Source organism: Streptomyces sp. NPDC045846, from assembly GCF_056431605.1.
The window spans coordinates 296,401-310,236 of record NZ_JBWKKJ010000001.1 but is presented as its reverse complement, the minus strand read 5'-3'; the positions used below and the strand labels follow the sequence as shown (position 1 = coordinate 310,236).

At 72.9% G+C, this 13,836-nt stretch carries 16 protein-coding genes and 1 pseudogene; 4 read left to right on the top strand and 13 right to left on the bottom strand.

Annotated features, from left to right (window positions below; all coding sequences use genetic code 11):
* Positions 1 to 24: 24 nt before the first annotated feature.
* On the bottom strand, positions 25 to 603 hold the full coding sequence (locus tag AC07F3_RS01420; protein ID WP_479109319.1) for a TIGR03086 family metal-binding protein: 579 nt from the start codon (positions 601 to 603) through the stop codon (positions 25 to 27).
* Positions 604 to 670: 67 nt separating this feature from the next.
* On the bottom strand, positions 671 to 1,018 hold the full coding sequence (locus AC07F3_RS01415; protein ID WP_479109317.1) for a VOC family protein: 348 nt from the start codon (positions 1,016 to 1,018) through the stop codon (positions 671 to 673).
* Positions 1,019 to 1,207: 189 nt separating this feature from the next.
* Here AC07F3_RS01415 and AC07F3_RS01410 point away from each other — a divergent pair, with 189 nt between their 5' ends.
* Both AC07F3_RS01410 and AC07F3_RS01405 read left to right on the top strand, forming a co-directional pair.
* Complete coding sequence (locus AC07F3_RS01410; RefSeq protein WP_479109315.1) at positions 1,208 to 2,686, top strand: phosphatase PAP2 family protein; 1,479 nt, start codon at positions 1,208 to 1,210, stop codon at positions 2,684 to 2,686.
* Between the two features lie 109 nt (positions 2,687 to 2,795).
* Complete coding sequence (locus AC07F3_RS01405) at positions 2,796 to 2,963, top strand: hydrophobic protein (RefSeq protein WP_114036279.1); 168 nt, start codon at positions 2,796 to 2,798, stop codon at positions 2,961 to 2,963.
* A gap of 72 nt (positions 2,964 to 3,035) precedes the next feature.
* Here AC07F3_RS01405 and AC07F3_RS01400 read toward each other — a convergent pair whose 3' ends face one another.
* From AC07F3_RS01400 to AC07F3_RS01360, 9 genes and pseudogenes are all read right to left on the bottom strand, one after another.
* Positions 3,036 to 3,305 (bottom strand): gas vesicle protein K, encoded by a 270-nt coding sequence (locus AC07F3_RS01400; RefSeq protein ID WP_114036530.1) that lies wholly within the window; start codon positions 3,303 to 3,305, stop codon positions 3,036 to 3,038.
* Between the two features lie 179 nt (positions 3,306 to 3,484).
* Positions 3,485 to 3,676: pseudogene (locus tag AC07F3_RS01395) on the bottom strand (gas vesicle protein); the annotation flags it as partial.
* On the bottom strand, positions 3,673 to 4,500 hold the full coding sequence (locus AC07F3_RS01390) for a GvpL/GvpF family gas vesicle protein (protein ID WP_479109312.1): 828 nt from the start codon (positions 4,498 to 4,500) through the stop codon (positions 3,673 to 3,675). The gene AC07F3_RS01390 and the pseudogene AC07F3_RS01395, both read right to left, overlap by 4 nt.
* Positions 4,493 to 4,864, bottom strand: coding sequence for a gas vesicle protein (locus AC07F3_RS01385; protein ID WP_479109310.1), 372 nt, complete (start codon positions 4,862 to 4,864; stop codon positions 4,493 to 4,495). The genes AC07F3_RS01390 and AC07F3_RS01385 overlap by 8 nt, the downstream gene beginning before the upstream one ends.
* Positions 4,864 to 5,118 (bottom strand): gas vesicle protein GvpG, encoded by a 255-nt coding sequence (locus tag AC07F3_RS01380; protein WP_479109308.1) that lies wholly within the window; start codon positions 5,116 to 5,118, stop codon positions 4,864 to 4,866. The genes AC07F3_RS01385 and AC07F3_RS01380 overlap by 1 nt, the downstream gene beginning before the upstream one ends.
* 3 nt (positions 5,119 to 5,121) lie before the next feature.
* The gene (locus AC07F3_RS01375; protein WP_479109306.1) at positions 5,122 to 5,838 is read right to left on the bottom strand and encodes a GvpL/GvpF family gas vesicle protein; all 717 of its coding nucleotides are present in this window, start codon (positions 5,836 to 5,838) and stop codon (positions 5,122 to 5,124) included.
* Positions 5,835 to 6,254: a gas vesicle structural protein GvpA gene (locus tag AC07F3_RS01370; RefSeq protein WP_189963243.1), complete on the bottom strand. Its 420-nt coding sequence runs from the start codon at positions 6,252 to 6,254 to the stop codon at positions 5,835 to 5,837. The genes AC07F3_RS01375 and AC07F3_RS01370 overlap by 4 nt, the downstream gene beginning before the upstream one ends.
* Before the next feature lie 150 nt (positions 6,255 to 6,404).
* Positions 6,405 to 6,752: a gas vesicle protein GvpO gene (locus tag AC07F3_RS01365; RefSeq protein ID WP_479109304.1), complete on the bottom strand. Its 348-nt coding sequence runs from the start codon at positions 6,750 to 6,752 to the stop codon at positions 6,405 to 6,407.
* A 233-nt stretch (positions 6,753 to 6,985) separates the two neighbouring features.
* Positions 6,986 to 7,405 (bottom strand): phage holin family protein, encoded by a 420-nt coding sequence (locus AC07F3_RS01360; RefSeq protein WP_479109302.1) that lies wholly within the window; start codon positions 7,403 to 7,405, stop codon positions 6,986 to 6,988.
* A gap of 225 nt (positions 7,406 to 7,630) precedes the next feature.
* Here AC07F3_RS01360 and AC07F3_RS01355 point away from each other — a divergent pair, with 225 nt between their 5' ends.
* Both AC07F3_RS01355 and AC07F3_RS01350 read left to right on the top strand, forming a co-directional pair.
* Entirely contained in the window at positions 7,631 to 8,464 is an 834-nt protein-coding gene (locus AC07F3_RS01355) for a class I SAM-dependent methyltransferase (RefSeq protein ID WP_479109300.1), read from the top strand.
* Positions 8,465 to 8,559: 95 nt separating this feature from the next.
* A complete protein-coding gene (locus tag AC07F3_RS01350) occupies positions 8,560 to 8,913 on the top strand; it encodes a VOC family protein (protein ID WP_479109298.1) in 354 nt (117 codons plus the stop codon).
* 23 nt (positions 8,914 to 8,936) lie between these two features.
* Here the strand turns inward: AC07F3_RS01350 and AC07F3_RS01345 are convergent, their stop codons facing one another.
* Together AC07F3_RS01345 and AC07F3_RS01340 are read right to left on the bottom strand one after the other, a co-directional pair.
* Positions 8,937 to 10,244, bottom strand: coding sequence for a M48 family metalloprotease (locus AC07F3_RS01345; RefSeq protein ID WP_479109296.1), 1,308 nt, complete (start codon positions 10,242 to 10,244; stop codon positions 8,937 to 8,939).
* 112 nt (positions 10,245 to 10,356) lie between these two features.
* Positions 10,357 to 13,764, bottom strand: coding sequence for a molybdopterin-dependent oxidoreductase (locus tag AC07F3_RS01340; RefSeq protein WP_479109294.1), 3,408 nt, complete (start codon positions 13,762 to 13,764; stop codon positions 10,357 to 10,359).
* Positions 13,765 to 13,836 lie beyond the last annotated feature (72 nt).

Genomic DNA, 13,836 nt, shown 5'->3' with positions numbered 1-13,836 from the left:
CCGCGCCGTCCCTGGAGGGACGCTCTAGGCCTGCCGTCCCAGCAGGGCCAGCAGCTTGGTCTGGACGTCGGCGCCGGGTGGCGGCGTCACGGGCTCGGCGAAGAGTCCGCTCCTGGAGAGTGCGGCGGCGTGCGGGGCGACCTCGCGGGTCGCGAACTCGGCCAGCTGGTCCGGGAGTTGCTCGTCCGCGCCGATCGCGCGCGAGAGGTCCCAGGCGTGCACGACCGCGTCCGTGATCATCTGCGAGCAGTACGCGGACGCCGAGGTCGGGCCGTAGGACAGGTCCACCGTGCGGTCCAGGGCTCCGTCCGCGGCGAAGGCCTCGCGCGCCGTCTTCGCGGCCCGGTCCCACGCCGCGACGGGGTCGTCCCCGAGGACGTCGCCGTCGTAGGCCGACCCGACCTGGGCGATCGTGCGGCCTTCGGCCACCAGGGGCGCCACCCACAGCTGTTCCGCGACGAGGTGGTTGACGAGTTCCCGTACGTTCCAGTCCGTGCAGGGGGTCGGGGCGTCCCACTGCCCCTCCCGCACGGCGTGCACACGGGATCCGAAGAGGTCGAGGGCGGCGGCATGCTGGCGCAGTACTGATCGCTTGTCATCCATGCCCCCACCCTCCCCGTACCCGGCGCGGTCCTCAAGCGGACGGGGCTGCCGCCTAAGGACGGGAACGTCAGCGGTGACCGAGGACGTTGATCACGCGGCCGTTGGGGTCGCGGACGAAGAAGCGCCGTACTCCCCACTCCTCGTCCTGGAGCGGGTGGACGATCTCCGCCCCGCGCTCGCGCATGAGGGCGTGGGCCGCGTCCACGTCGTCCACCTCGACGCTCAGGTCGGGCGTGAGCGGGGCGGTCTTGTCGGCGGCCATGAAGCTCACCTGGGCTCCCGGGCTGGACGGTGAGGCGAGCGTCATGATCCATCCGTGGTTCATGACCTCCTCGAACCCCAGCAGTCCGTAGAACTCCCGGTTCTCCCGCACGGACTCCGACTGGATGTTGGGCACCACACGACGTACGGCCATCGACGACTCCAGGGAAGAGGAAGGAAAGGACAGGACAGCGGGCAGGGCTGTGGGACTCCTCAGGATTACTACGGCCCGCGTCCCGGCGCCCACGTTTTCCGCGACAAGGGGGACGGGAGGGGCGCATCGCGACGAGCCGCGCCGCAGGTGGGGCCGGTTGGGCGCGGGGCGCCCGGGTACCCGCGCGCCATGAAGCACTCGACTTGGCACAAGCGACTCGGCGCCCGCGACAAGGCGCTGTTCCACTTCGCCGCCACCCAGCACTGGCCGGCCGCTCAGGCCGTGCTGCCCCGGCTGAGCCGGGCCGCCAACCACGGTGCGCTGTGGTTCGCGACGGCCACCGCGATGGGCGCGACCCGCTCGCCCCGGGCCCGCCGGGCGGCACTGCGCGGTGTCGCCTCGCTGGCGCTGGCCTCGCTGACCGTGAACACCGTGGCCAAGCGCACGGTGCGCCGGACCCGCCCGCTGCTCGACGCGGTGCCGCTGGTGCGGCAGTTGAAGCGCAGTCCGATCACCACGTCGTTCCCCTCGGGCCACGCCGCCTCCGCCGCGGCCTTCGTTGCCGGAGTGGCCCTGGAGTCGCGGGCCTGGGGCGCGGCCCTGGCGCCGGTGGGCTTCTCGGTGGCGGCGTCGCGCGTGTACACCGGGGTGCACTATCCGGGTGACGTGGTGGCGGGCGCGGCGCTCGGGGTGGGCGCCGCGTTCGCGATCCGCGGGCTGGTGCCGACCCGCACCCAGCTCCCGCCGCCCGGCCGTCCGCACGCCGAGGCTCCGGCGCTGCCCGCGGGCCAGGACCTGGTGGTCGTGGCCAACCGCGGCTCCGGCACCGCGCTCGCGAAGGCGGCGCTGATACGCACCGCGCTCCCGCTCGCCGAGGTCGTCGAGTGCGACCCGGACGACCTGCCGGAGGCCCTTGAGAAGGCGGCGGGCCGCGGCCGGGTCCTCGGGGTGTGCGGCGGCGACGGCACCGTGAACCTGGCGGCGGCGGTCGCGGCCCGCGTCGGTGTGCCGCTCGCCGTGTTCCCCGGCGGCACCCTGAACCACTTCGCCCTGGACCTCGGCATCGAGGAGGTCCAGGACACCTGCCGGGCGCTGGCCTCGGGTGACGCGGTGCGGGTGGACCTCGGCCGCTTCCGGCCGGGCCCGGGGGGTGCGAAGGCGGGGTACTTCCTCAACACGTTCAGCCTCGGCGTGTATCCGGAGCTGGTGCGGGTGCGCGAACGCTGGTCGCCGCGGATCGGCAGCTGGGCGGCGGGCATTCTCGGCTCGTACGAGGTGCTGCGCGGGGAGCGGCCGTTGCCCAAGGATCCGGCCGGCAGCCGGCCCGAGCTGTGGCTGCTGTTCGCGGGGAACTGCGTCTACCAGCGTCTGGGACCGGCTCCCGCGCGCCGCTTCGATCTCGCGGACGGGCTGCTCGACGTGCGCGCGGTGCGCGGTGGCCGACTGCCCGGCGTCCGCCTCCTCGCGGCCGCTCTGGCCGGGCCCCTGAACCGGTCCCCCGTCCACGCCTCGCGCAGGATGTCCCGCCTCAAGGTGGCGGGTCTCGCGCCGGGCACGTCGCTGGCGTACGACGGTGAAGTGGCCGCGGCGCCCGAGGAGTTGGTCCTGGACAAGCTTCCGGAGGCCCTGACGGTCTACCGGCCGCCGGTGCGTCCCTGGGCCGCGTGAGCCCCCTGCGCGGGGAGGCGGGTCCGGTGGCGGAGGCGGCCGGGCCCGTTTCAACTTCCGGCTTTAGGGCGGGAATTCAGGGGAACTCGAACGCCAGGAGGTACACATCATGGTCCCGATTCTGCTGGTCCTGCTCCTCGCACTTCTTCTGTTCGGTCTCGGCTTCGCGGTCAAGGTTCTGTGGTGGATCGCGATCGTCGTGCTCGTCGTGTGGCTGCTCGGATTCCTGATGCGCAGCACGACGACGTCCGGCCGGTCGCGCTGGTACCGGTGGTAGTCGGCCGCTAGAGATCCACTGGTTGCCCCCACCGGCGTTCCCCTCTCTGGGACACCCGGGGGCTGCTGGATTCTAGGAACCTTCCCTCGGAAGCAGGGGGCCGAGCGGGCCGAGGTCGATGTTGAGATCTTCCGGGCGCAGCCCGAACTTCGACCTCAGCTCGCTCATCCTGCTTTCCAGAAGCATCAGCGTGAGCCCGATCCGCTCCTCCTGGTCCTCGGTGAGTTCGCCGGTCTCGACGCGGCGCAGCGCCTGGCGCTCCATGAGCTGGCGCAGCAGCTCGACGACGGTCAGGACGAGCCGGGCGAGGTCGCGCTCCACCGTGTCGGGGTCGAGTTCCACCCGCCGCCGCGGCGCTCCGCTTCCCTTCGCCTCGCTTGGGCGCTCCTCCGCCTGCGGGGGCGTGCCGTTCACCTGGTGGTGCCGGGTGGTGTGCTGGCTCATCGCGACGGCTCCTCCCGATCGTCCGTGTCGGACTCGTGCGTGGTGGCGCCGTTCGCGGTGTTCTCGTCCGCGTCGAACTCGGCGAAGGGTGAGGGGACTTGGGCGCTGACCGAGCTCACGAGCGCGTTCAGGTCGATGCGTACGAGATCCACGTCCGCGATGCGCAGCGTCAGGTCGCCCGTGATGACCACGCCGCCGGCGAGCAGCCGGTCGAGCAGGTCGACGAGGGCGACCTCCCGCTGCGCGAGGGCTTCGGCGCCGCCGCTCACAGCCTCTCCCCCCTTTCCTGGGCCTCCTGAGCCTTCGCGCCTTCCTGGTCCTGGGCGTCGTCGGCTTCCCCGGCGAAGGAGTACGGCGCCCACGGCCCGGTGAGGTCCACGCGGACGCCCGTGATGTGCGGTGCGAAGTCCCGCACGGCCGCGACGAACTCCTCGCTCCGCTCGCGCGGGACCAGGTAGGCGGCGTTGAGAACGTTCTCGCCGGGCTCGCCGGACAGCTGGGCGTTCTGGGGCCGGTGGAGCCGTGCGGCCTCGGCGCGGTCGCACAGCTCGGCGTGCAGGGCGCGGGCCAGCGATCCGGCCCGTCGCCAGGTCTCGTCGCGGGACTGCCGCTGGCCCAGACGCCGGCGCAGGTAGTCGCGCCCGGTGGCCGCCTTCACCTCCGGTGCCGGCGCCTGGCGTTCGGGCTGGGCGTAGACCTTGACGCCCCATTCGACGCGGCCGTCGAGGCGTTCGATGGCCGGTATAAAGCGGTCGCGTCCGTTGTCGAGCAGGCGCCGCACGCCGTTCTCGTCGTGGCACACCGTGGCGAGCCTGAGCGGCAGCGGGCAGGTGATCTCGGCGAGCGCGGCGATCACGGCCTGGTGGCCGCGGGCGGTGCGGCCGAGCCAGTCCAGGTCCTCCAGGTGGGCCTTGAGCGGGACGGCGCCGAAGTCGTCGGCGGGGACGCGGCTCACCGCGGCGCACAGACCGCGGTGCTCGATGAGGCCGGGCGGCCGCCCGTCGAGCCCGAGCGGTCCGTCGGGAAGCGCTCCCGTGAAGGGGCGCGTCACGGCGTAGACGTACAGCAGCTCGTCGTCGTTCATGTCATGCATCGGGGACCGCCCCTTGCTCCCTTTCGGTGCTCTGTGTCCCTGGCGTCCCGGCGTCGCGCGCCGATTCGAGGGCGGCTATGCGGGCCTTCAACTCCTCGTTCTCCCTTGCCATTTCGCGGCGGCGGGCGCCGGTGGAAAGGGCGGGGTCGTCCTCCCACCAGTCGATGCCCATTTCCTTCGCCTTGTCGATGGAGGCGACGATGAGCCGCAGTTTGATGGTGAGGAGTTCGATGTCGAGGAGGTTGATGCGGATGTCCCCGGCGATGACGATTCCCTTGTCGAGGACACGTTCGAGAATGTCGGCGAGGTTGGCGCCACTGCCGTCGGGCGGGTAGGCGTCGGGGAATCGTGCCGGGGTCGCCATCAGTTCCTCCGTGGTTCGGATGCGGCGCGGGTCGGGTGTTCCAGGCGGTCGAGGAGTTCGTCCTCTCGGCGGTCGAACTCGGCCTCGTCGATCTCGCCGTCGGTCAACCGCTGTTCCAGCTGGGCGAGTTCGCGTCGCACGGTCGCGGGGTCGTAGTACTGCCGCTCCGCCTCCGCGGCCACCTGCCCGAGCACCCAGAAGGTGCCACGGACGGGGGCCGCGGGAAGCAGCAGCAACTCCTTGAGGAGACCCACGTCTCACTCCGTGAAGCTGTAGGGCGGCAGCGGTCCGTGGACCTGGATGACGAGGTGGGGGGCGCGCTCGCGCAGGGTGTCCACGGCGGCGACGAACTCGGCCGTGGAATCGCGCGGGACGAGGAAGGAGATGTTGGCCAGCCAGCCGGTGGACTGGGGGCCGGGGCTCCGTTCCTCGGCCGCGCCCTCCAGGGCGCGCTCCACCAGGACGGCGTCGGTCGCCTCGCGCTGCTGCACGGCGGCCGCGATGCGCTCGCCGAGCCGCAGCTTCTGTTCGTACGTGCCGCCGCCGGCCTTGCGGTTGGCCTCGCTCATGGCCCGCAACTCGGCGTTCTCGGCGAGGACTTGGTGGAGGACGGCCTCCTCGTCGTGGGTGGCCTTCACGTTGTACTCGACCTTGCCGTCGAGGGCTTCGAGGCGCTCCAGGTAGCGCTTCTCGTGTTCGGCGAGCACGGCCCGTACGGCGTCGTCGTCGGGCGAGACGCCGCCGAACCGCATCGGCAGGACCGGCCCGCCGGCCCCGGCCTCGGCGAGTACGTTCTGGTGCGCGAGCAGGTCGCGGCGCTTGGGCCTGAGCTCCTCGGGGGCGTCGCTGACGAGCGCCACCAGGTCTCCCTGGGCGACCGTGCGGACCGGGCACGGCGGGTCGCCGATCCCGCCCATCCGCTCCGGCAGCCGTCCGTGGGTGCGGCGGGCGATGCCGTAGACGTACGTGGTCATTCCTGCTCCTCCTTCCGGCGCGACGCGGTGCGCCGGGCTCGCGGCCTCGGCTCCGGTTCGCTCTCCTCACGGGCTTCCTTGAACGCGTCGGAGATGGTCTGTGCGGCGCCTGAGAGCGCTCCCTTGGACTTGCCGCGGGCGCCGGACTCGGTGATCTCGCCGACCAGGTCGGGCAGTCCGGGGCTGCGGTGCGGGCCCGCTTCCAGGTCGAGGCGGTTGCACGCCTCGGCGAAGCGCAGATAGGTGTCGACGCTGGCGACCACGACGCGTATGTCGATCTTCAGGATCTCGATGCCGACGAGGGAGACACGCACGAACGCGTCGATCACGAGTCCGCGGTCGAGAACGAGTTCCAGGACGTCGTACAAACCGCTGGTGCCGCCGCTGCCGCCTTGCTGTGCCGGGACAACCGTCATGTCGTCCGGCCCTCCTTGTCTGTGGTCCTGGGTCGTCGGCCAGCGGACGGTTGGCACCTGTCGGCTGACACGTGACCTCTGATGGGTTGGTCGGTGTTTCGCTGTGGTGCTGTGTCGGGTGGGTGCGCCACGCCGGTCCGACGGGCGGGCTCAGGTGTTGCGGTCCGCCCGGCCGCGCTCGTACCTGCGCAGGCGCCGGTAGCCGGTGAGTTCACCGCCCGGGGCGAGTTCGACCTCGTAGGAGGCGAGCAGACTCATCGTGTCCGGGACTCGGGAGAGTTCGAGGACCTCGATCTTCAACTGCCATCCCTGGTCGGTGCGTTCGAAGGACGAGACGGACTCGGCGGGCATGCCGATGAGTTCGGACAGCTGGGCGCGGGCGCCCCGCAGGACGTCCACCGCGCTCGGGAGGCCGTCGTCGTCACGGGATGCCGAGGCGGACTTCTTCGCCACCGTCCCAGGTGATGTCTTGGGTGGGTTCTCCGGTTTGCTGGCCATGTCACCTCGCGTGGTAGGTCTTTCGGGTAGCCGCCCCGCGGCGGATCAAACCCGCGGGGGCGCACAGTGCGTCACATGCGGCCAGGCGCGGGGCACGGCAGCGCCCGCCGGGCCGCACGGTCGTTCCGGTGCCGTCCGGCGGGCGCGGGGTGATGCGGGGGCGGGGCGTTCGACGGGCGCGGTCGGCGCCCGGGCCCCGCTGCCCGGGTGCCGCGGTCACTCACTTCCCGGGGTCAGCGCGTGCGGTCGTGGGGTGCGCCCAGCGGGCCGCGCGGCGGTTCGGGGGCGCCCGGCGGCACCATCGGCGGGATGACGGGGGCGCCGGGCGGCACGCCGGGTTCCAGGGGTTCGGATCCGGGGTGCGCGGACACGCCGCCACCGCTGTCGCGGGCGCTGCGGCTCAGCAGGACGGCGGCTCCCACCAGCAGGAGGCCGACGATCAGCGCGGCCGCCCAGTAGGGCAGCGCCATCGCGAGGACGAGCAGCAGGAACGCGGTGAGCGCGGCGCCTCCGTAGAGCCCGGCCGCTCCGGCTCCCGCGTACATCCGCGCGGCTCGGCGCTGTTTCCTGGTCTGTTCGCGCAGCTCGTCCTTGATGGCGTCCCGGACGACCTGGGAGAGCTGCTCCGGCAGGTTCGGCAGGTTCGTTTCCATGCGGGCCGAGTACCCGGACCGTCCGTCCGCAGTCATCGGGAGCCGACATCGCTTGTCCATATCGCAAGACGGCCATCTCATACTCTGGGAGACCGCTTTAAAGTGGGCTCACCAGCAGGGCAGTTCACCGTTCTGTCGGACGCGCCGCGCCTCGGCCACCGCGCCTCGGGCCGGTCGACCGCGTGGTGCGCGGTAGCCGTCAGTTCTCGGAAAGGGAGTCCGCTCATGTCGCAGGAGACGCCCCGGGTCGCACCGGGCGAGACCGCCGTCTACACGCACGGCCACCACGAGTCCGTGCTGCGCTCGCACACCTGGCGGACCGCCGCCAACTCGGCCGCGTACCTCATCGGCGAGCTGAAGCCGCACATGAGGGTGCTGGACATCGGCTGCGGGCCGGGCACCATCTCCGCCGATCTCGCCGCGCTGGTACCGGACGGGCAGGTGACGGCGGTCGACCGCGCGCCGGGCATCGTCGAGCAGGCCCGCGCCCACGCGGCGGAGCGCGGTCTGGACAACATGTCCTTCGCGGTCGCGGACGTCCACGCGCTGGACTTCCCGGACGACACGTTCTGCGTCGTGCACGCCCACCAGGTGCTCCAGCACGTCGGCGACCCGGTGCGGGCGCTGCGTGAGATGCGCCGGGTCACCAGGCCCGGCGGGATCGTCGCGGTGCGCGACAGCGACTACGGGGCCTTCACCTGGTTCCCCGAGGTGCCCGCGCTGGACGGCTGGCTGGAGCTGTACCACCGCGTGGCCCGCGCCAACGGGGGCGAGCCGGACGCCGGTCGGCGCCTCAAGTCCTGGGCCCTGCAAGCCGGTTACCACGACATCAGGGCCTCGGCGAGCACCTGGTGCTTCGCCACCGAGGACGAGCGCGCCTGGTGGAGCGGTCTGTGGGCGGACCGTACGGTCGCCTCCTCGTACGCGGGCCTGGCGGTCGACGGCGGCCACGCCACGGCGGACGAACTGGCCGCCGTCTGTGAAGCGTGGCGGACGTGGGGCGCGCGGGACGACGCCTGGTTCATGGTGCCGCACGGCGAGATCCTCTGCCGCGTCTGACCGGCGGCCGCCCTCGCCCACCTCCTGCGGGGCCGGGGCCGGCGGGCGCCCGGATCCGCTGCCGTGGACGATCTCCCCCAACTAGGCTTCGGGCCATGGAGATTCTAGGCACCACGCTGCGCATCTGCGTCGACGACCTGGAGAGCGCGATCGTCTTCTACGAGCGCGTGACCGGTGGTCGTGCGCTCCGGTTCGACCGCGGCGGTGTGTCCGTCGCCGCCGTCGGCGCCTTCCTGCTGATGAGCGGGCCCGAGGCGGAGCTCGACGTGCTGCGCAAGGTGACGGCGACGGTGGCGGTCGACGACGTCGACGACGCGCACACCACGCTCACCGAGGCCGGGGCCCGCGTCATCGCAGGCCCCGTCGCGACACCGGCGGGCCGCAACCTGATCGCGGTGCACCCGGACGGCTCGGTCTTCGAGTACGTCGACCGCAAACCGGCGTACTGAACCGGCTCGCTGAAGGGCCGCGTTCAGCCCGCCAGGTCCCGGATGACCGTGCGGGCGACGGTCGCGCGGGCCGGGGCCAGTTCGGCGGCGATCGCCGCGTCCGTGCAGGGCTCGATGACGACGGCCGCCGCCGCGGGTTCCCCCGCCGCGACGAGGTCCCGGCGCAGATGGGTCGGCGGATGCGTGGAGTCGACGCTGTGGCCCCGCAGCGCGGCGACGCGGCGCAGCCGCTCGTACTCGCGCTCGGGCACCGTGGCGGCACGCCGCGCGATCCGCTCCCACAGGCCGTCGGCCGCCGCCCGCGGTTCGGCGCCGCCGATGCGGGTCTGCGCGCGGACGGACTCGGTGCGCAGCGCGGACTCGATCGCGTCGCCGATCAGCATCCGGTCCATCAGGGCGGTCGCCGCCGGGGCGGATCCGACGCGGACCGCGGCCCGGTCGGCGAGGTATTCGGCGCGCTGCTTGGCCCGCAGGGTGAGCCGTTCCAGGAGCAGGGTGACCCCGTGCACGGCCCAGCGCGGCACGTCCATCACCAGGTCGGTCAGCATTTCCGGCACGGTCCGGCGCCGGTGCGGGGTGCGGACCGGGGTCAGGAAGTACAGCCAGGTGTACAGCGAGGTCAGTGCGGTGCCGACGAGGCGGCCGCGGCGGGGGTCGCCGTTGGCGTAGTGGCCGAGTTCGTGGCCGAGGAGGGCGACGCGCTCCTGCGGGTCCAGGACCTCCCACAGCGCGAGGCCGATGCGCAGCACCCGCTGTCCCCGGACGCCGACGGTGGCGACGGCGGCGTTGAAGCGCGCGTCGACGACGATCGTGTCGACGCCTTCGGTGCCGACCACGGCGGCGACCTCGTCGACCAGCGCGTAGAGCCGGGGCGCGTCGGCCCTGCTCAGTACCGGTCCGTCGGGGCGCAGCCTGCCGAACCTCGGCCGCAGCGCGACGGCGGCCACCAGCAGGATCACCCCGACCACGGGCTGGACGACGGTGTTCCAGCCGAGCACGACGAGCAGGATGGCGCCGACCAGCAGAGCGGCCGTGACCGCGTGGACCGCCAGCGCGACGGCCCGGGCGATCACCCCGGAGCGGTCCGCCCCCGCCACCGTGCCGGGATCGGAACGCAGTTCGGCGTGCAGTTGCTCGCCGTAGCGGTGCGCCAGGCGGCGCTGCACCGTCTCGAAGCGGCCGCGGGCCGGTTCCGCGCCGCCCGGGTCGACGTTCCAGTCACATGCGGCGCACCACAGGACGAAGCGCTCGTCGTGCGGAATGTCCGCTCCGCACCGCGGGCACGACTGTGCCGTCAACTGCCCCGCGGCAGCCTTGAGTTGATCTCCCACGAATCCGTGTCCCTCCCCTGCGGCCCCTCCCCAGGAGCCGCTCCCAAAGGCGCACTGTAACCCGCGCGACCGGCCCGGCCGCACCCGTGCCGGGTGACGATGGGGCCTGCCGCTACGCGTCGAGCACGAGGTCGGACGTCGGTATGGACTGGCAGGTCAGCACCGAGGTGTCCGGCAGGGACGCGTCGGGCGTCACCAGGTGGGCCGCCGTGCCGGACAGCACGGAACAGGCGCAGCTCTCGCACTGTCCTACGCGGCAGCCGCTGGGCAGGGCGAGTCCCGCGGCTTCGGCGGTGGTGAGCAGGGTGCCGGCCGGTTTGGTCCAGCGCACCGTGCGGCCGGAGCGGGCGAAGGTGACGGTGAAGGCCGCGTCGTCCGGCACGGCGACCTCGCTCGGCGTGGCGCGGAAGCGTTCGCTGAAGATCTCGAAGGCGGGGACGCCGCGGGCACCGAGCCCGGCCGTCAGGGAGTCGAGCATCAGGGCGGGGCCGCACAGGTAGAACCGGGCCCGCCTCTCGATCAGGTCCCTGCTCACGGAGCGGGCGGTGATGATGCCCTCCCGGTCGTGGTCACGGCCGAGGACGTCGTCCGGCCCGGGAGCGGTGTAGTGGTCGATGACGCTCAACTGGGGCAGCTGGGAAGCCAGTTGGCGGATTCTGCTGCGGAAGGGGTGGTCCGCGGAATTGGCGTTGCCGTAGTGCAGGACGACCTCGGGGACGGTGCCGCCGGTCGCGGCGAGGGTCTCCAGGTAGCCGAGGAAGGGCGTGATGCCGATGCCGCCCGCGATCAGGACCACGGGGGCGTCGGTGTGCGTGGGGATCACGAACGTGCCGCCCGGCCGGGTGAGGTGCAGCCGGTCGCCGACGCGCAGCGTCCGGTGGACGTACCCGGAGAAGGCGCCGTCGGGGAGGTGGCGCACGGCGAGCTCGTAGGCGGTGCGGACGGGGGCGAGGGCCGGTCCGGTGAGCGAGTAACTCCGGCCCTGCGCAAGGGGGTTGATGGCGCCGCTCATGGTCTCCGTGGTCTCGGCGCGTACCGTCACGTGCTGACCGGGGCGGAAGTCGGGCAGCGGGCCGCCGTCCGCCGCCTCCAGGAGCACCGTGCGCACACCCGGCCCCTCGGAGGCGAGCGCGGTCACCACGAAGGGCCGGGTGCCCGTCCAGTGGGCGTCGTCGGCTGCCGGGGCGATGCGGCAGGCGGCGGAGCGCAGCGGGACCGAACCGCTGAGGGGGTCGGTGTCCGTGTGGTCGATCAGGCGGTTGAAGTTGTGGCCGTGCTCGTGCAGCGGGTCGGCGCCGGGCAGCCCGAGGTCCGGTGCGCCCTGCCACCAGCCGTACTCGCCGACCACCACCGAGGGATGCAGCGAGTCGTCGAAGCGGGCCCGCAGCCGGATCGAGCCGAGCCGGGTGGACACCTCGGCCCACTGGCCCTCGGCGATGCCGTACGCGGACGCCGTCGCGGGGTGCAGATCCACCGCCGGATCGGTGGCGCGGCGGCGCAGGGAGGTGAGGGAGCGGTGCTGGCTGTGCACGAAGGAGCCGTGCTTGGCGCAGGTCAGCACGAGCGGGAAGGCCGAGGTGGTGGGTGCGGGGTCGCGGTGTTCGGGCACCGGCGGGTAGCCGTGGTCGCGCAGGCGCTGGGAGTAGAGCTCGACGCGCCGGGTGGGGGTGGTGAAGCCCGCGACGCCCGCTCCGTCCCCGGCGGCGTACTTGCGGTGGGCGAGGGGGCGCGGCACCCGTACGCCGCCGGGCCGGGCGCGGAGTTCGTCGACGGTCAGGCCGAGCGGTTCCAGCTGCCAGTTCCAGGCGGCCTCGATGTCCCCGTCGAAGAACAGATCGCCCATGCCGAGCCGGCGGGCCAGTTCGCAGACGACCTCGGTGTCCGACCGGGACTCGCCCTGCGGCTCGATCATCCTGGGCCGCAGCTGCACGTGCTCCTGGGCCCGGTGGCCGGTCTCGAAGCCGAAGCGCAGGGCCTCGCGTTCGTAGGCGCTGTTGACCGGCAGGACGATGTCGGCGGTGGCGCTGGTCGGGTTGGCGAACAGGTCGAGGTGCACCTGGAATTCGAGCTGCCGCAGGGCGTGGGCGACGCGGTCGGAGTCCGGCTGGGCGACCACGAGGTTGGAGCCGAACCCGACCAATGCCCGCACCGCGTACGGCTGTTGGTCCTCGATGGCACGGCACAGGTCACCGGCGTTGATGTAGCCGGAGGCGGGCGGGCCCAGCGGATGCCGGTCCAGGCCGAGCGCCTTGGCCCGCTGCCCGGGCGCGCACTGGCCGGGGTGCGTGGCGGCGTTGTACGGCGGCGGGGGCACGACGTGGTTGCCGCCCTCCGCGTCGAAGGATCCGGTCAGCGCGTACAGCGTGGCGATGGCCCGCTCGGTCTGGGAGGCGTTCGCGCTCTGCCCGACGCCCGTCCAGCCGTAGTACGTCACCGACCGCGCGGCGCCGATCCCGGCGGCCAGTTCGCGGATCTCGCGCTCCGGGATCCAGGTGGTGCGGGCCACCTTCTCCACCGGCCACCGCGCGCAGGCGTCCGCGTACTCCTGGAACGCCGGGACGCAGGTCACCATGCGCCCGTCCGCCATCCGCACCGGGAACTCGCCGAACAGCGCGAAGCGCTCCGGGCGGACGGCCGCCGCGCGGGTGTCGTACGGCTCGGCCCGCCCGGTGTCCAGGTCGTGCACCGCGAACCCCTCGGCGTCGGCCGCCCCGGCCAGCTCCCCCGCGCGCAGGAACCGGCCGGTGTCGCGGCGTACGAGGAGCGGCCCGTTGGTCCAGGAGCGGACGAACTCCTCGTCGTACGTGCCCTGTTGGATCAGCAGGTGGGCCAGGCCCAGGGCGAGCGCGGCATCCGTGCCGGGGCGCACCCGCAGCCAGTGGTCGGCGCGCAGCGCGCTGGTGGAGCGGCGCGGGTCGACGACCGCCAGCTTCATCCCGCGGGCCTGTGCGGCGGAGACGGCGGCGGACTGGGCGAGCCATGTCCTGGCCGGGTTGAAGCCCCACAGCAGGGCCAGGTCGGCGTGGGCGTAGTCCGGCGGCGGGATCGGTGCGCCGAACGTGAACGCGTGGGCGAAGTCCTTGTGCCAGTTGCAGATCTCGGCGCTGTAGACGGTGTTGGGGCTCCCGAAGTGGCGTATGAAACGCTCGATCCACTCGGTCGCGTCCGACACGGCGGTGCCGCTCGGTGTGGCGACGGCGAACGCGACCGCCTCCGGGCCGCTCTCGGCGGCGATGGCGGCGAGCTTCTCGGCGATCTCGGCCAGGGCCTCGTCCCAGGAGATCTCCACCCAGCCGGGGTCGGGATCGGTCTTGGGGTTGGTGCGCCGCAGCGGGGTGGTCAGGCGGCGGGTGCTGTGCGCGATCTCCGGCGCGGACCGCCCCTTGGGGCACATGGCCGCGCCGGTCGGATGGGCCGGGTCCGGCCGGACGTCGGTCAGTCGGCCGTCCTCGACGGTGAAGACCGCGCCGCAGCGGGACTTGCACAGCGTGCAGTAGCCGTGCTTCTCGACGACCGCCATGACAGGACCTCCGTACGCCCGGCCTCGTTGCCCCCCTGTCATTGAAGCCCCGCCGGTCCGGTCCTCGCGGCG

Bases quoted from the DNA above. Each gene is read 5' to 3' on its own strand.
- AC07F3_RS01420 (WP_479109319.1), bottom strand. From the start codon at position 603: ATGGATGACAAGCGATCAGTACTGCGCCAGCATGCCGCCGCCCTCGAC.
- AC07F3_RS01415 (WP_479109317.1), bottom strand. From the start codon at position 1,018: ATGGCCGTACGTCGTGTGGTGCCCAACATCCAGTCGGAGTCCGTGCGG.
- AC07F3_RS01410 (WP_479109315.1), top strand. From the start codon at position 1,208: ATGAAGCACTCGACTTGGCACAAGCGACTCGGCGCCCGCGACAAGGCG.
- AC07F3_RS01405 (WP_114036279.1), top strand. From the start codon at position 2,796: ATGGTCCCGATTCTGCTGGTCCTGCTCCTCGCACTTCTTCTGTTCGGT.
- AC07F3_RS01390 (WP_479109312.1), bottom strand. From the start codon at position 4,500: ATGCATGACATGAACGACGACGAGCTGCTGTACGTCTACGCCGTGACG.
- AC07F3_RS01385 (WP_479109310.1), bottom strand. From the start codon at position 4,864: ATGGCGACCCCGGCACGATTCCCCGACGCCTACCCGCCCGACGGCAGT.
- AC07F3_RS01375 (WP_479109306.1), bottom strand. From the start codon at position 5,838: ATGACCACGTACGTCTACGGCATCGCCCGCCGCACCCACGGACGGCTG.
- AC07F3_RS01370 (WP_189963243.1), bottom strand. From the start codon at position 6,254: ATGACGGTTGTCCCGGCACAGCAAGGCGGCAGCGGCGGCACCAGCGGT.
- AC07F3_RS01365 (WP_479109304.1), bottom strand. From the start codon at position 6,752: ATGGCCAGCAAACCGGAGAACCCACCCAAGACATCACCTGGGACGGTG.
- AC07F3_RS01360 (WP_479109302.1), bottom strand. From the start codon at position 7,405: ATGGAAACGAACCTGCCGAACCTGCCGGAGCAGCTCTCCCAGGTCGTC.
- AC07F3_RS01355 (WP_479109300.1), top strand. From the start codon at position 7,631: ATGTCGCAGGAGACGCCCCGGGTCGCACCGGGCGAGACCGCCGTCTAC.
- AC07F3_RS01350 (WP_479109298.1), top strand. From the start codon at position 8,560: ATGGAGATTCTAGGCACCACGCTGCGCATCTGCGTCGACGACCTGGAG.
- AC07F3_RS01340 (WP_479109294.1), bottom strand. From the start codon at position 13,764: ATGGCGGTCGTCGAGAAGCACGGCTACTGCACGCTGTGCAAGTCCCGC.